This is a genomic window from Actinomadura sp. RB99 (assembly GCF_014706005.1).
Taxonomy (GTDB): Bacteria; Actinomycetota; Actinomycetes; order Streptosporangiales; family Streptosporangiaceae; genus Spirillospora.
Map to the genome: position 1 here is coordinate 43,654 of NZ_JABMCA010000048.1, position 15,390 is coordinate 59,043.

Annotated in this window: 17 protein-coding genes; 8 read left to right on the forward strand and 9 right to left on the reverse strand. The window is 74.6% G+C overall.

Annotated features, from left to right (window positions below; all coding sequences use genetic code 11):
* Window positions 1-4 precede the first annotated feature (4 nt).
* The 4 genes from amrb99_RS33155 (at window position 5) to amrb99_RS33170 (ending at window position 4,151) form a co-directional block, all read left to right on the forward strand.
* Window positions 5-199, forward strand: coding sequence for a hypothetical protein (locus amrb99_RS33155; protein ID WP_190863616.1), 195 nt, complete (start codon window positions 5-7; stop codon window positions 197-199).
* Complete coding sequence (locus amrb99_RS33160; RefSeq protein ID WP_190863619.1) at window positions 196-1,128, forward strand: pyridoxal-phosphate dependent enzyme; 933 nt, start codon at window positions 196-198, stop codon at window positions 1,126-1,128. The genes amrb99_RS33155 and amrb99_RS33160 overlap by 4 nt, the downstream gene beginning before the upstream one ends.
* 244 nt (window positions 1,129-1,372) lie before the next feature.
* Window positions 1,373-2,875, forward strand: a complete 1,503-nt coding sequence (locus amrb99_RS33165) for a hypothetical protein (protein WP_190863621.1) — start codon at window positions 1,373-1,375, stop codon at window positions 2,873-2,875.
* A gap of 133 nt (window positions 2,876-3,008) precedes the next feature.
* Window positions 3,009-4,151: a CaiB/BaiF CoA-transferase family protein gene (locus amrb99_RS33170; protein ID WP_190863623.1), complete on the forward strand. Its 1,143-nt coding sequence runs from the start codon at window positions 3,009-3,011 to the stop codon at window positions 4,149-4,151.
* Between the two features lie 45 nt (window positions 4,152-4,196).
* Here amrb99_RS33170 and amrb99_RS33175 read toward each other — a convergent pair whose 3' ends face one another.
* Window positions 4,197-4,577, reverse strand: coding sequence for a cupin (locus amrb99_RS33175; protein ID WP_190863625.1), 381 nt, complete (start codon window positions 4,575-4,577; stop codon window positions 4,197-4,199).
* Complete coding sequence (locus amrb99_RS33180) at window positions 4,574-6,010, reverse strand: MFS transporter (protein WP_190863627.1); 1,437 nt, start codon at window positions 6,008-6,010, stop codon at window positions 4,574-4,576. Before amrb99_RS33180 ends, amrb99_RS33175 begins: the two co-directional genes overlap by 4 nt.
* Before the next feature lie 54 nt (window positions 6,011-6,064).
* Between amrb99_RS33180 and amrb99_RS33185 the strand changes: the two genes are divergently transcribed.
* Window positions 6,065-6,724, forward strand: coding sequence for a TetR/AcrR family transcriptional regulator (locus amrb99_RS33185; RefSeq protein WP_190863629.1), 660 nt, complete (start codon window positions 6,065-6,067; stop codon window positions 6,722-6,724).
* A gap of 290 nt (window positions 6,725-7,014) precedes the next feature.
* Entirely contained in the window at window positions 7,015-7,872 is an 858-nt protein-coding gene (locus tag amrb99_RS33190; protein ID WP_190863631.1) for an alpha/beta fold hydrolase, read from the forward strand.
* A gap of 73 nt (window positions 7,873-7,945) precedes the next feature.
* On the opposite strand, the gene amrb99_RS33195 is transcribed toward amrb99_RS33190, so the two are convergent.
* A complete protein-coding gene (locus tag amrb99_RS33195; protein WP_241756163.1) occupies window positions 7,946-9,085 on the reverse strand; it encodes an acyl-CoA dehydrogenase family protein in 1,140 nt (379 codons plus the stop codon).
* An 84-nt stretch (window positions 9,086-9,169) separates the two neighbouring features.
* Window positions 9,170-9,820, reverse strand: a complete 651-nt coding sequence (locus amrb99_RS33200) for a TetR family transcriptional regulator C-terminal domain-containing protein (RefSeq protein WP_190863636.1) — start codon at window positions 9,818-9,820, stop codon at window positions 9,170-9,172.
* A gap of 40 nt (window positions 9,821-9,860) precedes the next feature.
* Between amrb99_RS33200 and amrb99_RS33205 the strand changes: the two genes are divergently transcribed.
* Window positions 9,861-10,010 carry a hypothetical protein gene (locus tag amrb99_RS33205; protein ID WP_190863639.1) on the forward strand — a complete coding sequence of 50 codons (150 nt, stop codon included), beginning with the start codon at window positions 9,861-9,863 and terminating at the stop codon, window positions 10,008-10,010.
* Here the strand turns inward: amrb99_RS33205 and amrb99_RS33210 are convergent.
* The 5 genes from amrb99_RS33210 to amrb99_RS33230 form a co-directional block, all read right to left on the reverse strand.
* Window positions 10,007-11,260, reverse strand: coding sequence for an aminotransferase class III-fold pyridoxal phosphate-dependent enzyme (locus amrb99_RS33210; protein WP_190863641.1), 1,254 nt, complete (start codon window positions 11,258-11,260; stop codon window positions 10,007-10,009). The genes amrb99_RS33205 and amrb99_RS33210 overlap by 4 nt on opposite strands.
* A 71-nt stretch (window positions 11,261-11,331) precedes the next feature.
* The gene (locus amrb99_RS33215; protein ID WP_190863643.1) at window positions 11,332-11,991 is read right to left on the reverse strand and encodes a GntR family transcriptional regulator; all 660 of its coding nucleotides are present in this window, start codon (window positions 11,989-11,991) and stop codon (window positions 11,332-11,334) included.
* A gap of 16 nt (window positions 11,992-12,007) precedes the next feature.
* Window positions 12,008-12,790: a maleate cis-trans isomerase gene (locus amrb99_RS33220; RefSeq protein ID WP_190863646.1), complete on the reverse strand. Its 783-nt coding sequence runs from the start codon at window positions 12,788-12,790 to the stop codon at window positions 12,008-12,010.
* A 50-nt stretch (window positions 12,791-12,840) separates the two neighbouring features.
* Entirely contained in the window at window positions 12,841-13,602 is a 762-nt protein-coding gene (locus amrb99_RS33225) for an Asp/Glu racemase (protein ID WP_190863648.1), read from the reverse strand.
* Between the two features lie 16 nt (window positions 13,603-13,618).
* Window positions 13,619-14,101, reverse strand: a complete 483-nt coding sequence (locus tag amrb99_RS33230; protein ID WP_206700200.1) for a DUF3830 family protein — start codon at window positions 14,099-14,101, stop codon at window positions 13,619-13,621.
* Between the two features lie 259 nt (window positions 14,102-14,360).
* Between amrb99_RS33230 and amrb99_RS33235 the strand changes: the two genes are divergently transcribed.
* Window positions 14,361-15,389 carry a D-2-hydroxyacid dehydrogenase gene (locus amrb99_RS33235; protein WP_190863653.1) on the forward strand — a complete coding sequence of 343 codons (1,029 nt, stop codon included), beginning with the start codon at window positions 14,361-14,363 and terminating at the stop codon, window positions 15,387-15,389.
* Window position 15,390 lies beyond the last annotated feature (1 nt).

Consider the following 15,390-nt stretch of genomic DNA (forward strand, 5'->3'; position numbering starts at 1 on the left):
CCGCATGCGGTGGTGGAGAAGGGCCGGCCTGTGGAAGGCGCTGGGCATCGCGGGGTTCCTCGGAGTGGCGGCGACCGGGGCGGTGATCGTGCGCTCCGAGCGGCGGCGCCGCGCGTACACGCCGGAGGAGATCCGGAGCCGGCTGCACGAGCGGCTGGACCGCACCGGGCAGGACGGAACGCCGGGGGACGGCTCGTGACGGCCCGCCGGGTCCGCGTGCCGGGCTCGCTGGACCTGGAGCTGGCCTGGGAGGCGGTGTCCGGGGCGCTCGCGCCGACGCCCGCCGTCCCGTCCGGCCTGGCACCGGACGCGCTGCTGAAACTGGAGACCTTCCAGCCGACCGGCTCGTTCAAGGTGCGCGGCGCGCTCGCCGCCGTGGCGGCGCTGCCGGACGGCACGCCGGCCGTCACCGCGAGCGCCGGCAACCACGGCCTGGGCATGGGGTACGCGGCGGCCCGGTCCGGCGCGGACGTGACGGTGGTCGTGTCGAGGCGGGCGTCCCCGGTGAAGGTGGATCGGATCGGCGCGTTCCCGGTCCGGCTCGTCCTGCACGGCGACACCTACGACGAGGCCGAGGCGCACGCGATGACGCTGCCCGGCCACTACGTCTCGCCCTACAACGACCCGGCGGTCATCGCCGGGCAGGGCACCATCGGCCGGGAGCTGGACGCGCAGGCGGACGGACCGCTCACGGTGATCGCGCCGGTCGGCGGCGGGGGCCTGCTCGCCGGGCTCAGCCTGTGGGCGCGCGAGCGCGGCGGCGTGCGGATCGTCGGGGTGGAGTCGGCGGTGTCGCGCGGCGTGTCGGCGTCGGTCGCCGCCGGGCGGGTGGTCGAGGTGGAGGTCGGCGAGACGTTCGCCGACGGGCTGCCCGGCAACCTGGAGGCCGGCTGCGTGACGCCGGAGGTGATCGGGGCGGACGCGGCGCTGACCGCCGTCACCGACGCGGAGATCCGCACCGCGCTGCGCTGGCTGTTCGCCGAGCACGGCCTGGTCGCCGAGGGCGCGGGCGCGGCGGGCGTCGCGGCGGTGCTGGCCGGCAAGGTCGAGATCACCGGCCGGCCGGTCGTGGTCGTGTCCGGCCGCAACATCACCCTCCCGGCGTACACGGACGCCCTGCGCTCCTGACGCGGGCCCGGGGCCGCCGCGCCTTTTCCGTACGGAAATAGGGGACATTTCTTTTGGCGTTGCCCATCGTTGCCCCAATTCCGCTCCAGCGCGCGCCGGTGCCGCATAACCTCGGTCCCCGCGGCGCGAGGGGCGCCGCGCCCGGGAACGGAAGGGGGAGGGGCCCGCCGTGACGGAGGACGTCATCGCGCAGCCGGCGCCGGAATCGCCGCCCAGGAAATCGCATTACGGAAATCTCGTCCGAATGGCGTATTTCGTTCTTCCGGGCCGCGGAAAGCGCGTCTACCGGCTGGCGGTCGCCCGCCGGATCGTGGACGCCACCGCCCGCGGCCCGCGCGACCGCACCGCCCCCGGCCTCGCCCGCCGCCGCACCCGCGTGCTGCGCCGCGCGCTGCGCCCCTCCCGCCGCCTGCAGATCGGCCTCGGCCCCTGGCTGCGCGCGCTGCCCGCGCGGCTGCCCGACCCGGCGCTGACCGCCGCGCTCGCCGAGTTCGACCCGTACGTGCGGGTCGCCTACGTGCTGCTGCGCATCGAGGGCCTGCCGAAGTACGCCGTCCGCGACCAGCTCCGGGAGCTGCGGGTGCGCGACCCCTGGCCCGTCATCGACGCCGCCTGCGCCGTCTCGATCCCCGTCCCGCACCGCGCCGAGCGGTTCGACCCGGCGCACCTGCGCCCCGTCCGGACCCGCTCGGTGCTGCCGCTGGTGACGGCCGCCGCGCTCACCACCGCGCTGGTCGGCGTGCTGATCCACACCGGGTCGGGACGCCCGGGCGCCGCCGCCCCGAGCCTGCGGCTCGCCGCTGCCCCGCCGTCCGCCTGGACGCGCGGCCCCCGCACCCTGGACGCCTGGCCCGCGCGCGGCGACCTCGCCGGCGACCGCGCGTTCCTCGACCGCGCCGCCGCCGCATGGGCGACGGCCAAGGGCGGCCGGAGCCCCGGCGGCGGCACCGCCCAGCTCCTCTATGCCGGGCACGCGGGCGGCGCGCCGCTCGCGCTGATGCGGCGCGGCGACCGCGTCGCCCGCTACGCCCCGCCCGGCCTGGACGTCGTCACCGCCGGCACCGACGCGTCCGCCCCGATCGCCCTCGGCGGCGGACGCTACCTCCTCGCGCCCTGGGAACCGGCGCCCCGCACCCTCGCGGGCGCCGCCCTGCCCGCCCGCGACGGCGTCGTCGCGCCCGCGCCCGCCGGAACGCCCTGCGGGCGCGGCCCGCTCTTCCACCTCGGCGACCGCACGCTCGGCTACCTCGGCGGCCCGCGCGCCGCCGTCCTCACCTACCACTCGCCCGGCTACGCGCCGGGCGGGGCGCCCGCCGCGCCCGCCCGCCTCGGCCCCGGCGCGGTGCGGACCTGGAACCGCCTCGGCTGCCTCGAACCGCCGCGGAGCCGGCCCGTCACCGACGCCATGGCCTGGGAGTTCTGGTCCGGGACGCTCCCGCACGGCGGCGCGCCCGCCAGCTGGTTCTGCACCCGGACGGCCTACGCCGACGGCGGGCGGGCCGGCGCGTCCATGCTCGTCGCCGACCGGCCGCACGACACCGGCCCCTGCGACGCGCGGCGCCCGGTGTCGGGCACCTGGTGGCAGTCGCCGTCGGGCCGCTGGTACTTCCTCGCCGCCGCCGCGTCCGTGCTCGTCCCGCGGGTGCGGGGGGCGCTCGGCCCCGCCACGACCGATCACCGGCTGCTGGTCGCCCGGCCGGAGCGCGGCCCGAACGTCCCGGTCGCGGTCACCGCCGCGCCCCGCTGAACGGGGCCGGTCAGAACCCACTTACCGCGATCGGGCACACTAGGGTGACCGAACGGGATTCAGCGCCGGCCGCGGGGGGACCGCCCCGGGACCGGCCCCCGGCGGAGACAGGTGGGACCGAAAGGGGCTGCAGATGGGCAAGGGGCCGCTCTCCGGAGTGCGCGTGGTCGAGCTGGCCGGGATCGGGCCGGGGCCGTTCGCCGCGATGCTGCTCGCCGATCTCGGCGCCGACGTCATCCGGGTCGACCGCCCGTCCGCGGTGCGGGACGCCGCCACCGGCGGCACCGACTTCAGCAACCGCGGCAAGCGCTCGATCGCCATCGACCTCAAGAGCGAGAAGGGCAAGGACGTCGTGCTCCGCCTCGTCGAGCGGTCCGACGTCCTGATCGAGGGCTTCCGGCCCGGCGTCACCGAGCGCCTCGGCCTCGGCCCGGACGACTGCCTCGCCCGCAACCCCCGCCTCGTCTACGGCCGGATGACCGGCTGGGGCCAGGAGGGCCCGCTGGCGCGGACCGCCGGCCACGACATCGGCTACATCGCCATCACCGGCGCGCTGCACGCCATCGGCCGCGCCGGCGGCCCGCCGCAGGTCCCGCTGAACCTGCTCGGCGACTTCGCCGGCGGCAGCATGTACCTCGTCGTCGGCGTCCTCGCCGCGCTGCTGGAGGCCAAGACCAGCGGGCGCGGGCAGGTCGTCGACACCGCCATCGTGGACGGCGCCGCCCACCTGTCCACCTTCATCCACGGCTTCCTCGCGGGCGGCATGTGGCAGGACCGGCGCGGCGTCAACTTCCTCGACACCGGCGCCCCCTGGTACGACGTGTACGAGACCGCCGACGGCGGGCACATGGCGGTCGGCGCGATCGAGCCCCAGTTCTTCGCCGAGTTCGTGCGCCGCCTCGGCGTCGACACCGAGGACCTCCCCGACCAGCAGGACCGCGCCCGCTGGCCCGAGATGCGCGAGCGCTTCGCCGCCGCGTTCAAGGCGAAGACCCGCGACGAGTGGACCGAGGTCTTCGTGCCCAGCGACGCGTGCGTGGCGCCCGTCCTGTCGATGAACGAGGCCAAGGAGCACCCCTTCAACACCGCCCGCGACGTCTTCCCCGAGCGCGCCGGCCACCGCCAGCCCGCCCCGGCGCCGCGCTTCTCCCGCACCGCCACCGACACCGACGGGCTCCCCGTCCTGCCCGGCGGCCAGACCCGCGCCGTCCTGGAGGACCTCGGCTTCGACGACATCGACGCCCTCCTCGCCGACGGCGCGGTCGCCCAGGCCTGACGCCCGCGCCGTGAGGGCGCCCGGCCGGGCGCCCTCCGGGCGGTGTCAGCGCCTTTCCTGCCGGGAGCCCCGCCGCAGGGTGATGGACATGACGTCGCTCGGGCCGTCCAGTTCCAGGCGGTGCCAGCGGCCCCGGGGGACGATCACGGCTCGGCCCGCCGGGAGCCGGACCATCTCCTCCTCGCCGCCGGGCCCCTCGGGGCGGAAGTACATGCGGACCCCGCCGCCGGCCAGGCAGCACACCGCCTCCTCGGCCGCCGGGTGCACCTCCCAGTGGTCGGCGTGGACGTCCGCGTCGGTCTCGACGTGGAACGCCGCGACCTGCCACCCGCCGTCGTCGGTGGTCATCCGGCGCTCGCCGCTGCGCACCGCGCCGTCCGGGTGGAAGGTGAGGGCGAGGGCGAACATGTCGATCGGCTGCGTCATGACGGTGTTCCTTCCAGTCGGTTCTCCGCCGGAGCGGCGGACGGTACGGGCGCGGACCGCTCCCGGCGGGGGAGGGCCAGCGCGACGAGCGCGGCCACCAGGAACAGGGCCGCGGAGACGGTGAGGCTCAGGGCGTAGCCGCCGTTCAGCGCGGCGGGGGAGGCCGCGTCGCCGGTGCGGTGCGCGGCGACCGTGGCGAGGGCGGCGAGGCCGACGCAGCCGCCGAGCTGGCGGGAGCTGTTGAGCAGCCCCGACGCCGTCCCGGCCTCCCGGGCCGCGACCCCGGTGGTGGCCGCAGCGGCGACGGGCGCCAGCACGAGCCCGATGCCGATGCTGCCCACCACCGACGGGCCGAGCACGTCGGTGAGGAAGCCGCCGTTCGGGCTGATCCGGGTGAACCAGGCCAGCCCGGCGGCGGCGAGCAGGCTGCCCGGCACCAGCGCCGCGCGGGGCGAGCGGTTCCCGGCGACCCGGGTCGCGAGCAGTGTGCCGAGCACGACGCCGGCCGAGAACGGCAGGAAGGCCAGGCCCGTCTCGGCGGCGCCCATGCCGAGCACCTGCTGCATGTAGAGGGAGACGAAGTAGAACGCGGCGAACTGGCCCGCCGCCGCCAGGAAGACGATCACGTTCGCGCCCGCGACCCAGCGGTTGCGCAGCAGGCCCGGCCGCATGAGCGGCGCGCGGACCCGGGCCTCGACGGCGACGAAGGCCGCGAGGAGCAGGGCGGCGCCGCCGAGGCAGGCGAGGGTGGCCGGGTCCGACCAGCCGACGGCGTCGGTGCGCACCACGCCGAAGACCAGCAGCCCGAACCCGGCGGTCGCCAGCACCGCGCCGGGCACGTCCATCCGCTCGCGGGCGCCCGCGCGCGCTTGGGCGGCCACGCCCGCCGGGACGAACGCGAGGGTGAGCGCGACGAAAGGCAGGTTGACGAGCATCACCCAGCGCCAGCCCGCGTACTCGGTGAGCACGCCGCCCGCGAGGACGCCGAGGGCGCCTCCCGCCGCGTTCATCGCGCTCCACACGCCGAGGGCGCGGACCCGCGCGCGGCCCTCGGTGAACGTGGTGGTCAGCAGGGCGAGCGAGGCCGGGGCCGCGGCGGCGGCGCCGAGACCCTGGCCTGCGCGCGCCGCGACGAGCTGCCACGGCGCCTGGGCGAGCCCGCCGGCGAGCGAGCACAGCCCGAACACGGCGAGGCCGAGGACGAACATCCGGCGCCGCCCGTACAGGTCGCAGGCCCGGCCGCCGAGCAGCAGGAACCCGCCGAAGGCGAGCGCGTAGACGTGGACGACCCAGGACAGGCCGACCGGTGCGAAGCCGAGGGCGGTCCTGATCGCCGGGAGCGCGACGTTCATCACCGCCATGTCCAGCGCGAAGACGAACTGGGCGACGCAGGCCGCCGCGAGCACCGCCCAGGGGCGTTCTTTTTTATACATGTATAAAAACTAACCGGCGGCGGGCCCGGCTGTCGAGTCCGCGATGATGGGGGGATGCCGCAACCGTCCGCCCAGCGGGGCAGGCCGCCCCGGATCTCCCGCGCCGAGATCGTCGAGACCGCGCGCCGGATCGTGGACGAGGAGGGCGTGGACCGGCTGACGATGCGCCGGCTGGCCAAGGAGGTCGGCAGCACGCCGATGGCGCTGTACCACCACGTCCGCGACAAGGAGCAGCTGCTCGTCCTGCTGCTCGACGACTACGCCGCGCGGATGGCGCGCGAGCCCGACCTGCCCGCCGACCCCCGCGAGCGGGTCGTGGCGGCGGCCGCCGCGATCCGGGAGACGCTCGCCGCGTGCCCCTGGGTCGCGGAGGTGCTCACGGCCGACGACCTGATGTCGCGGTCGGCGCTGTGGTTCGTCGAGCAGATCCTGGCCGGCCTGGAGGAGAGCGGGCTGAGCCCCGAGCGGGCCGTCCACGCCTACCGGGCGATCTGGTACTACACCGCCGGGGAGATCATCGTGCGGGCCGCGGCGGCGCGGCGCCGGGCGGGCGACGAGCGGCCGACCTACCGCGAGCGGGTGTTCGCCGACATCGACGCCGCCGAGCTGCCCCGCCTCGCGCGGGTCGCGGACCGCTGGGCGGCGCTGACCGCGCAGGACACCTACGCCGACGGCCTGCGCGCGCTGGTCGACGGGCTCGTCGGCGCCCCCTAGCGCACGGCGCCGCCGCAGAGGCGCGCGCGGCCGCGCCGCGCACGGGTACGCCGCAGGTCGGAGGGCATGCGGGCGGTCCCGGTTGTGAGCCGCCTGACAATTCCTCCGGGCCAAGTGGCGAGTCCTGCTACAAGACCGCGCGGAAACGCGGCCGTACCTTGTCACCACCTCAGCTGATCAGCGCGGCCGCACCCACCCCCGATCTCACGACGATCCGCGGCCGGGGCCCCGCACTCGCCGTCGCGGGGTTCCGGCGCCGTTTCGGCGTGCCCGCTTCCAGGGAGATGAACATGCGTTTCAGGCGACTCAAGTCCTGGGCCGTCATCGCCGCGGCGATCCCCACCGCCCTCGGGCTGTCCGCCGTGGCCGCGCCCGCGGCCCACGCGGAGACGAGCCCGGACGGCGCCAACGACTGGAACTGCAAGCCGTCGTTCCTGCACCCGCGTCCGGTGGTGCTGGTGCACGGCACGTTCGAGAACATGGCGTTCAACTGGCAGAAGCTCTCGCCCGCGCTGAAGAAGGCCGGATACTGCGTCTACGCGCTCAACTACGGCGGCGCGCAGGACGCCCCGATCCAGGGCACCGGTGAGATCGCCGCGTCCGCGGGCCAGCTGTCGGCGTTCGTCGACAAGGTGCTGGCCGCGACCGGCGCCTCGAAGGTCGACATGGTCGGGCACTCCCAGGGCGGGATGATGCCCCGCTACTACCTGAAGTTCCTCGGCGGCGCCTCGAAGGTCAACAAGCTGATCGGGATCGTGCCGTCCAACCACGGGACGAACCTGGACGGGCTGGTGGAGCTCGGCAGCCTGCTCGGCATCACGCAGGCGGTGGTGAAGGCCGCGCCGGCGGCGGGCGAGCAGATCACCGACTCCGACTTCCTGAAGAACCTCAACGCGGGCGGCGACACGGTGCCCGGCGTGCAGTACATCGTGCTGTCCACCAAGTACGACGAGGTCGTCACGCCGTACACCTCGGAGTTCCTGAACGGCACCAACGCGCAGAACGTGCTGCTGCAGGACAAGTGCGCGAACGACACCAACGCGCACGTGGGCATCGCGTTCGACCCGGTCATGATCAAGTTCGTCGAGAACTCGCTCGACGTCTGGGGCCCGTACTGGCCCATCGACTGCGGCAACCCGCTCGGCTGACGTTCCCGGAGAGAGGCGGCGCCCGGCGGTGTCCCCCTTCACCGCCGGGCGCCGCGCCGCGCCCCGCGCGCGCTCAGAGCCCGAGGCGCTTCGCGACGATCTCGTTCATGATCTCGTTGGTGCCGCCGCCGATGCCGAGGAGGCGGGCGTCGCGGTAGTGGCGCTCCACCTCCGACTCCCGCATGTAGCCCATCCCGCCGTGCAGCTGCACCGCCTCGTGGACGACGTGCTCGCACGCGTAGACGGCGGTGTTCTTCGCGTACGCGGTCTCGGTGAGGACGTCCTCGCCGGCGGCGTGCCGTTCAGCGACCGACCGGGTGTAGGCGCGCGCCACGTCCACCTGCCGGGCCATCTCGGCGACCTTGTGCCGGACGAGCTGCCGGGACGACAGCGGGCGGCCGAACGTCTCGCGGTCCCGGATCCAGCTCATCGTGAGGTCGAGGCAGCGCTGCGCGGTCGCGTACGCCTGGACGGCCAGGGACAGCCGCTCGGTGACGAAGTTCTGCACGATCTGCAGGAACCCGCTGTTCTCCGCGCCGATCAGGTTCGCGGCGGGCACCCGGACGTCGTCGAAGGCGAGCTCGGCGGTGTCGGAGCACTGCCAGCCCATCTTCCGCAGCGCCTTGGAGACGGTGAAGCCGGGCGTCCCCTTCTCGATGACGATCAGCGAGATCCCGCCGAAGCCCGGTTCGCCGGTGCGGACGGCGGTGGTGACGAAGTCGGCCCGCACGCCGGAGGTGATGAACATCTTGGCGCCGTTGACGACGTAGGCGTCTCCGTCGCGGACGGCGGTGGTGCGGATGCCCGCGACGTCGGAGCCGGTGCAGGGCTCGGTGACGCCGAGCGCGCCGATCTTCTCCCCGGCGAGCACGGGCCGCGCGAACCGGTCGATCAGGTCCTTGTCGCCGGACGCGATGAGGTGGGGGAGGGCGATGCCGTGCGTGAACAGCGACGCGACGACGCCGCCCGACCCGCCCGCCTGGATGATCTCCTCGGCGACGATGAGCGCGTCGAACAGCTCGCCGCCCGAGCCGCCGGCCTCCTCCGGGAACCCGGCGCCGAGGATGCCCGCGTCGGCGGCGCGGCGGTGCAGGGACCGGGGCAGCTCCCCGGCGTCCTCCCACTCCGGCAGCGACGGGACGATCTCCCGCGCGGTGAAGTCGCGGACGAGCTCGCGCAGCGCCGCGCGCTCGGGGGTCTGCCAGGGGTTCAACGCGCCCTCCTCGTGATTAGAACGAGGTTCGGAATCTAGCAGCCCCCCGGCCGCCACCTCCGCGGGCGCTCCCGGCATGCGCTCCTAGCGGGCGCCGTGCCCGTCCTCGGTGGGGATCGCGGTGAGCTCGCCGATGTGCCGGCGCAGGATCGTCCGCATCTCGTCCGGGCCGGTGCTCTCCGGTTGCAGGACGGCGTGCAGCGTCAGCCCGTCGACCAGCGCGTGCACCCGCGCCGCCTCCGCACCGATGTCGAGGCCCGGTCGCAGGATGTCGACGCGGCCGGCCGCCTCCAGCACGCGCACCGCGATCGAGCGCAGGTCGTCGTGCATCTCCCGGGCGAGCGGCCGCAACTCGGGGCGGGTGCGGGCGCCGACGGTGAACGCCAGCCACACCTCGGCCTCCTCGCGCCGCTCGGCGTCCAGCGGCAGCAGCTCGGCGAAGAGCGCCTCCACCGTCGCGACGTGCTCGGCGGGAGGGGCCGCAGGGTCGGGGACGGCGAGCCGGCCCGCGCGGCGCCGCATCCGCTCGCCGGCCCGCTCGGCGAAGTACCGCATCGCGAAGATCATGATGTCGGCCTGGCCGCCGAAGTAGTGCCGCACGGACCCGATCGCGAGGTCCGCCTCGGCGGCCACGTTGCGCAGCGACGCCTGCTCCAGGCCGTCCCGGCGGGCGACCCGGAACACGGCCTCGGGCCGTCCGGGCTCGGCCGGCTCGCCGTCCGCGGCGCCCTGCACTACCTGGACCGCGCCGAGACCCGCCGGACGGAGGGAACCGATGATCGTCGCGACCGGTGACGGCGAACTGCTCACCGAGCTGCTGCTGGACCGGCTGCTCAAGGGCGCGATCGTGCTGGCGGCCTTGATCGTGCTGGTGGTGGTCCTCACGATCGTCTACCGCAGGACCGGCCCGAAGGACCCGCCCTAGCCGGCCGCGTTGGCGACCGCCTTGGCCCACAGCGCGAGTGCGTCGTCGATCTGGGACGCGTCCACCACCAGCGGCGGGATCATCCGGACGACGTTGCCGAACGCGCCGCAGGTGAGCAGCAGCAGCCCCTGCTCGGCGGCGGCGCCGTGGGCGCGCTGGGCGGCGGCCGTGTCGGGCTCGCCGTCCGGCGTGCTGAACTCGCACGCCTGCATCAGCCCGAGGCCGCGCACGTCGCCGATCTCCGGATGGCCGGCCGCGACCTCGCGCAGGCCCGCGTTCAGCCGGGCGCCGAGCACCGCCGCGTTCTCCACCAGGTTCTCGTCCCGGATCACCTCCAGCGTGGCGAGCGCGGCGGCGCACGCGACCGCGTTGCCGCCGTAGGTGCCGCCCTGCGACCCCGGCCACGCCTTCTCCATCAGCGCGGTCGGCGCCGCGATCGCCGACAGCGGGAACCCGCTGGCCAGGCCCTTCGCGGTGATCAGCACGTCGGGACCGACCGCCGCGTGCTGGTGGCCCCAGAAGCGGCCCGTCCGGCCGTACCCGGTCTGCACCTCGTCCACCACGAGCAGGATCCCGTGCCGGTCGGCGCGCTCGCGCAGCCCCTCCAGGAACGCGGGCGGCGCCGGGATGTAGCCGCCCTCGCCGAGCACCGGCTCGACCACGAACGCGGCGGTGTCGGACGCGGGGCTGGACGTCGCGAGCGCGTAGTCCAGCTCGCGCAGCGCGAACCGGGTCGCCTCGTCCTCGTCCCACCCGTACCGGTAGGCCTGCGGGAACGGCGCGACGGCGACGCCCGGCATCAGCGGGCCGATGCCCGCGCGGAACTTGGTGCCCGCGGTGGTGAGGGCGGCGGCGCCCATCGTCCGCCCGTGGAACGAGCCGTGGAAGACGACGATGTTCTGCCGCCCGGTGGCGTGCCGGGCGAGCCGGATGGACGCCTCGACGGCCTCGCTGCCGCTGTTGAGGAAGAACAGCGAGTCCAGGCCGTCCGGCAGGACGTCGCCGAGCGCCTCGACCAGCCGCAGCAGCGGCCGGTGCATCACCGTCGTGTACTGGCCGTGGATCAGCGTGCCGACCTGCTCGCGCGCCGCCTCCACGACGCGCGGATGGCAGTGCCCGGTGTTCGTGACGCCGATGCCCGCGGTGAAGTCCAGGTGGCGGCGGCCGTCGGCGTCGTAGAGGTAGACCCCCTCGCCGCGCTCCGCCAGGACGGGGGTGGCCTGCTTGAGCAGGGGTGAGAGCTGAGCCATCGCGTCCTCCGGTAGATTGTCGACAATCTGCACGCTAGGTCGCCCGGGACCGGATGTCCAGGGGACCCCTCCTACGTGGAGCGCAGGCGCCGGATCGAGTCGGTCATGTGCTCCTCGATCAGCTGGAGCAGCCGCTCCTCCTCGCCGTCGCCGATCGCGTCCACCAGCCGCCGGTGCTCCTCGACCAGCTCCGACGGCTCGGGATAGGTGTCCTGCAGCGCGTTCAGGCACATCCGCGTCTCCACCAGCAGCGTGTGCGCCATCCGCTCCAGCCGCGGGCTGCCGGACGAGCTGACCAGCACCTCGTGGAACGCCTGGTCGGCGTCGCTCATCGCGACCCGGTCCCGCTCGCGCGCCGCGTCGATCAGCGCCTCCAGGGCCTCGGTGAGCCGGGCGACCGCCTCGCCCCGGTTGCGCTGCATGATCAGCTCGCAGGCGGCCCGCTCGATCGCCAGCCGGGTGAGGTAGACGTCCTCGACGTCGCCCTCGTCCAAGGTGATCACGAAGAGCCCGCGGTGCGGCTCGCTGACCAGCAGGCCCTCCTGGACGAGGCGCTGCATCGCCTCGCGCAGCGGGCCGCGGCTGATGCCGAGCCGGGCCGCCAGCTCCGCCTCGCCGAGCTGCGCGCCCGGCTCCAGCGCCCCGTACATGATCGCCGAGCGCAGCTCGTCGGACACGATCTCGACCGTCGACCTGCGCGGGACGGGTTCCAGCTCACCCAACCGGCCCATCGGCGGGCCCCTTTCGTCATAGCTGCCAGGGATCTGCTCCCGGCGCCGGGGCGGGGACGGCGAACAGCCGGCCGAGCCCGGCGCGCGGCTCGAGCCCGGCCGGGCCCGCGGCGAGCCGCAGCCCCTCCCACACGCTCACCTGGTTGGCGGTGAGCACCGGCTTGCCGACCCGCCGCTCCAGCTCGTCGAGCCAGGCCACGGTGTGCAGCGCGGTGTCGGGCACCAGCACCGCCTCGGCGTCGGGATGGTCGTTGGCCGCGACGAACTCCAGGACCTCGTCGCGGCCGAGGGTTCCGACCTCGGCGGCGGTGACGATGCCCCGGCAGGACAGCGCCACCACCTCGATGCCGGCGTGGCCGAGGAACGCGCCGAACCGCTCGGCGACGTCGGCGGGATAGGTCGCGGCCACGGCGACCCGGCGCAGGCCGAGCGCGCGGGCCGCGTGCACGAACGCGAACGACGTGCTGGACGCGGGCACCCCCGCGGCCTCGCGGACGCCCCGGACCTGCGCGGCGGCGCCGTCCCAGCCGAACACGAAGCTGCCGCTCGTGCACGCCCACACGGCGGCCCGCACGCCCATCGCGCGCAGCGCGCGGGCGCCCTCGCCGAGCACGTCGTCGCCGCCGATGTCCAGCAGCGCGTCCACCCGGTGGGCGTCCTCGCGCATCAGCGTGTGCACGACCGGCAGGCTGACGTCGCCCGCTCCCGAACCGCGCAGCGCGCGCTCGATCGCGGGGTAGTCGTCCTCGGCACTGTAGCCCGGGTAGAGGAACCCCGCGGCGGGACCGTTGTGCTGCATGTTGTCGACAATCCTACCTTCATCGATCATGCCTTCGCCGATCATGGACGTCAGGCGGCCGTCTGGCTGCCGAGCTGCACCAGCCACTGCCCCGGACCGGCCGCCGAGCGGCCCATCGCGCGCAGCGCCGAGCACATGGTGACCTGGTTGGCGGTGAGCACCGGCTTGCCGATCATCTGCTCCAGCGGGGCGATGATGTCGTAGGTCGGCACGTTGGTGCAGCTGATGAACACCGCCTCGGCCTCCGGCCGGTCCACCGACGACACCGCGCTGACGATCTCGCCGTAGCCGACCTTCCAGATGTGGCTGAGCAGCCCCATCCCGACCGACGACACCACCTCGATGCCGTACTCGCCGAGGAACGAGACCAGCCGCTCGGTGACCGCGTCGATGTAGGGCGTCACCACCGCGATCCGGCCCGCGTTCAGCAGCCGCAGCGACTCCACCAGCGAGCCGGACGTGGTGGCGACCGCGGGCGCGCCCGCCGCGGCCATCGTCCGGTGCAGCGCCAGCTCGCCGGCCCTGCCGCGGATGAAGCTGCCGGACGCGCAGGCGTAGGCCACCGCGAGCGGCTCCGGCGCGAGCACGTCCCGGGTCGCCTGCCGGACGATCGAGTGGTCCGACAGCGCCGAGGCCATCTCGACGGTGACCGGCACCGGGACGTACGGCAGCCGGGTCATGAACAGCGACACGTCGTCGGGCGTCCACCGCCACAGCTCGCGGTCGAGCGCGAAGTCGAACGGCGCGACCACGCCGATGCCCTGCTGCGCCACCAGCTCGGGCCCGACGACCAGCGTGGGGTCGAATGTCATCTGCGCGGCCACCGCTCTAGGACTCGTGCCGGCGGTAGACCAGGCGCTCGCCGACGGCGCCGGACCGCCAGACGTCGTTGCACGCCTCGGCCATCCGGTCGAGGCCGTCGACGATCGTCGCGTACACGTTGCCGGGCACCCAGCCGACGTCGCCGTTCAGCAGCAGGTTGTTGCGGCCGTAGAAGATCGCGAGGTCGATGACGCCGGGCAGCTCGTGGATGTTCTTCTCCTCCTTGAACGCCCGGTCGAGCATGCCGCCGGGGAAGGAGAAGTAGACGACGTCGCCGGGGATCGGGGTCACCGTCGGGTTCTCCAGCCCGACCTCCTCCTCGGCGAACCGCTCCACCATCGTGTAGACCTCGTTGCGCGCGTACTTGGCGTGGTATGCGTCCCCGCCGAGCGGCAGGGCGCGCCATACCGCCTCGCAGGTGCGCGGCGCGTCCTTCTCGAGGAGTTCGGCGACGCAGGACACGCCGCGCTTCTCCAGTGAGATGGTCATGAGCCTGGGCATGCCGGACCTCCCCGTGGACAGGGGTGGGCGAGAGCGTCGCCACCCGAAAGGACTCTTGCGTTAGAGCGCTCTGGGACGCGTCCTGGCCTTGGGCAATACGGTTGCGACGGTCTTGCAGCACGATCAGCGCGGCCACCTGGCGGTCCATCCCCGCTGATTGTTGACAATCCTACGAAGCGTTCCTAGCGTGTCAATGCCCCGCCATGTTGCCTTCCCGTAAATTCCGGAACACCGAAAGTGGCCGCCGATGGAGCCAGGTCCGAACGCGTCCGGTGAACCGCCCCGCGTGGTGGTGCTCCAGGACGACGTCCCGCCGCCCGCGATGGCGGCCGCCGAGCGCCTCGCGCAGGTCGTCTACGTGCGGAAACCGCAGCTCGCGGCCGCTCTTCCCGGCTGCGACGCGCTGTTCGTGTGGGACTTCTGGTCGGACGCGCTGGCGGCCGCGTGGCCCCGCGAGGGCGGCCCGCGCTGGGTGCACATCGCGAGCGCCGGAGTCGATCGCCTGCTGTTCCCCGGCCTGGTGGAAGGCAACACCATCGTCACCAATTCGCGAGGGGTGTTCGACGAGCCGATCGCCGAATACGTCCTCGGCCTGGTGCTCGCCTTCGCCAAGGACCTGCCCGCCACCGTCCGCCTGCAGGGCGAGCGGCGCTGGCGGCACCGCGAAACCCAGCGGATCACCGGGGCCCGCGCGCTGGTCGCCGGCACCGGTCCGATCGGCCGCGCCATCGCCCGCCGGCTCGCCGCCGCCGGGCTGCGCGTGTCCGGCGCGGGCCGCACCGCCCGCGAGGGCGACCCCGACTTCGGCGTCGTCCACCCGATGGAGCGGCTGCACGACGCGCTCGCCGACGCTGACTACGTCGTGCTCGCCGCGCCGCTCACCCCCGCCACCCGCAACATGATCGACGCCGCCGCGCTCGCCCGGATGCGGCCGTCCGCGCGGCTGATCAACGTCGGGCGCGGGCCGCTGGTCGCCGAGGACGACCTGGTCGAGGCGCTGCGCGCCCGCCGCATCGCGGGCGCGGCGCTCGACGTGTTCGTGGACGAGCCCCTCGCGCCGTCCTCGCCGCTGTGGGGCATGCCCGAGGTCATCGTGTCCCCGCACATGTCGGGGGACGTCGTCGGCTGGCGCGACGAGCTGGTCCGGCTGTTCACCGACAACCTCGACCGGTTCGCGCACGGCCGCGAGCTGCGCAACGTCGTCGACAAGCGGCTGGGCTACGTGCGCCCGGACGCGGACGCCGCACCGAGCCCGTACGCCGGGCAGAGGAGGTAAC

Bases quoted from the DNA above. Each gene is read 5' to 3' on its own strand.
- amrb99_RS33220 (WP_190863646.1), bottom strand. From the start codon at position 12,790: ATGCAGCACAACGGTCCCGCCGCGGGGTTCCTCTACCCGGGCTACAGT.
- amrb99_RS33210 (WP_190863641.1), bottom strand. From the start codon at position 11,260: ATGGCTCAGCTCTCACCCCTGCTCAAGCAGGCCACCCCCGTCCTGGCG.
- amrb99_RS33180 (WP_190863627.1), bottom strand. From the start codon at position 6,010: ATGTATAAAAAAGAACGCCCCTGGGCGGTGCTCGCGGCGGCCTGCGTC.
- amrb99_RS33230 (WP_206700200.1), bottom strand. From the start codon at position 14,101: ATGACCATCTCACTGGAGAAGCGCGGCGTGTCCTGCGTCGCCGAACTC.
- amrb99_RS33185 (WP_190863629.1), top strand. From the start codon at position 6,065: ATGCCGCAACCGTCCGCCCAGCGGGGCAGGCCGCCCCGGATCTCCCGC.
- amrb99_RS33155 (WP_190863616.1), top strand. From the start codon at position 5: ATGCGGTGGTGGAGAAGGGCCGGCCTGTGGAAGGCGCTGGGCATCGCG.
- amrb99_RS33170 (WP_190863623.1), top strand. From the start codon at position 3,009: ATGGGCAAGGGGCCGCTCTCCGGAGTGCGCGTGGTCGAGCTGGCCGGG.
- amrb99_RS33165 (WP_190863621.1), top strand. From the start codon at position 1,373: ATGGCGTATTTCGTTCTTCCGGGCCGCGGAAAGCGCGTCTACCGGCTG.
- amrb99_RS33190 (WP_190863631.1), top strand. From the start codon at position 7,015: ATGCGTTTCAGGCGACTCAAGTCCTGGGCCGTCATCGCCGCGGCGATC.
- amrb99_RS33215 (WP_190863643.1), bottom strand. From the start codon at position 11,991: ATGGGCCGGTTGGGTGAGCTGGAACCCGTCCCGCGCAGGTCGACGGTC.
- amrb99_RS33175 (WP_190863625.1), bottom strand. From the start codon at position 4,577: ATGACGCAGCCGATCGACATGTTCGCCCTCGCCCTCACCTTCCACCCG.
- amrb99_RS33235 (WP_190863653.1), top strand. From the start codon at position 14,361: ATGGAGCCAGGTCCGAACGCGTCCGGTGAACCGCCCCGCGTGGTGGTG.
- amrb99_RS33205 (WP_190863639.1), top strand. From the start codon at position 9,861: ATGATCGTCGCGACCGGTGACGGCGAACTGCTCACCGAGCTGCTGCTG.
- amrb99_RS33225 (WP_190863648.1), bottom strand. From the start codon at position 13,602: ATGACATTCGACCCCACGCTGGTCGTCGGGCCCGAGCTGGTGGCGCAG.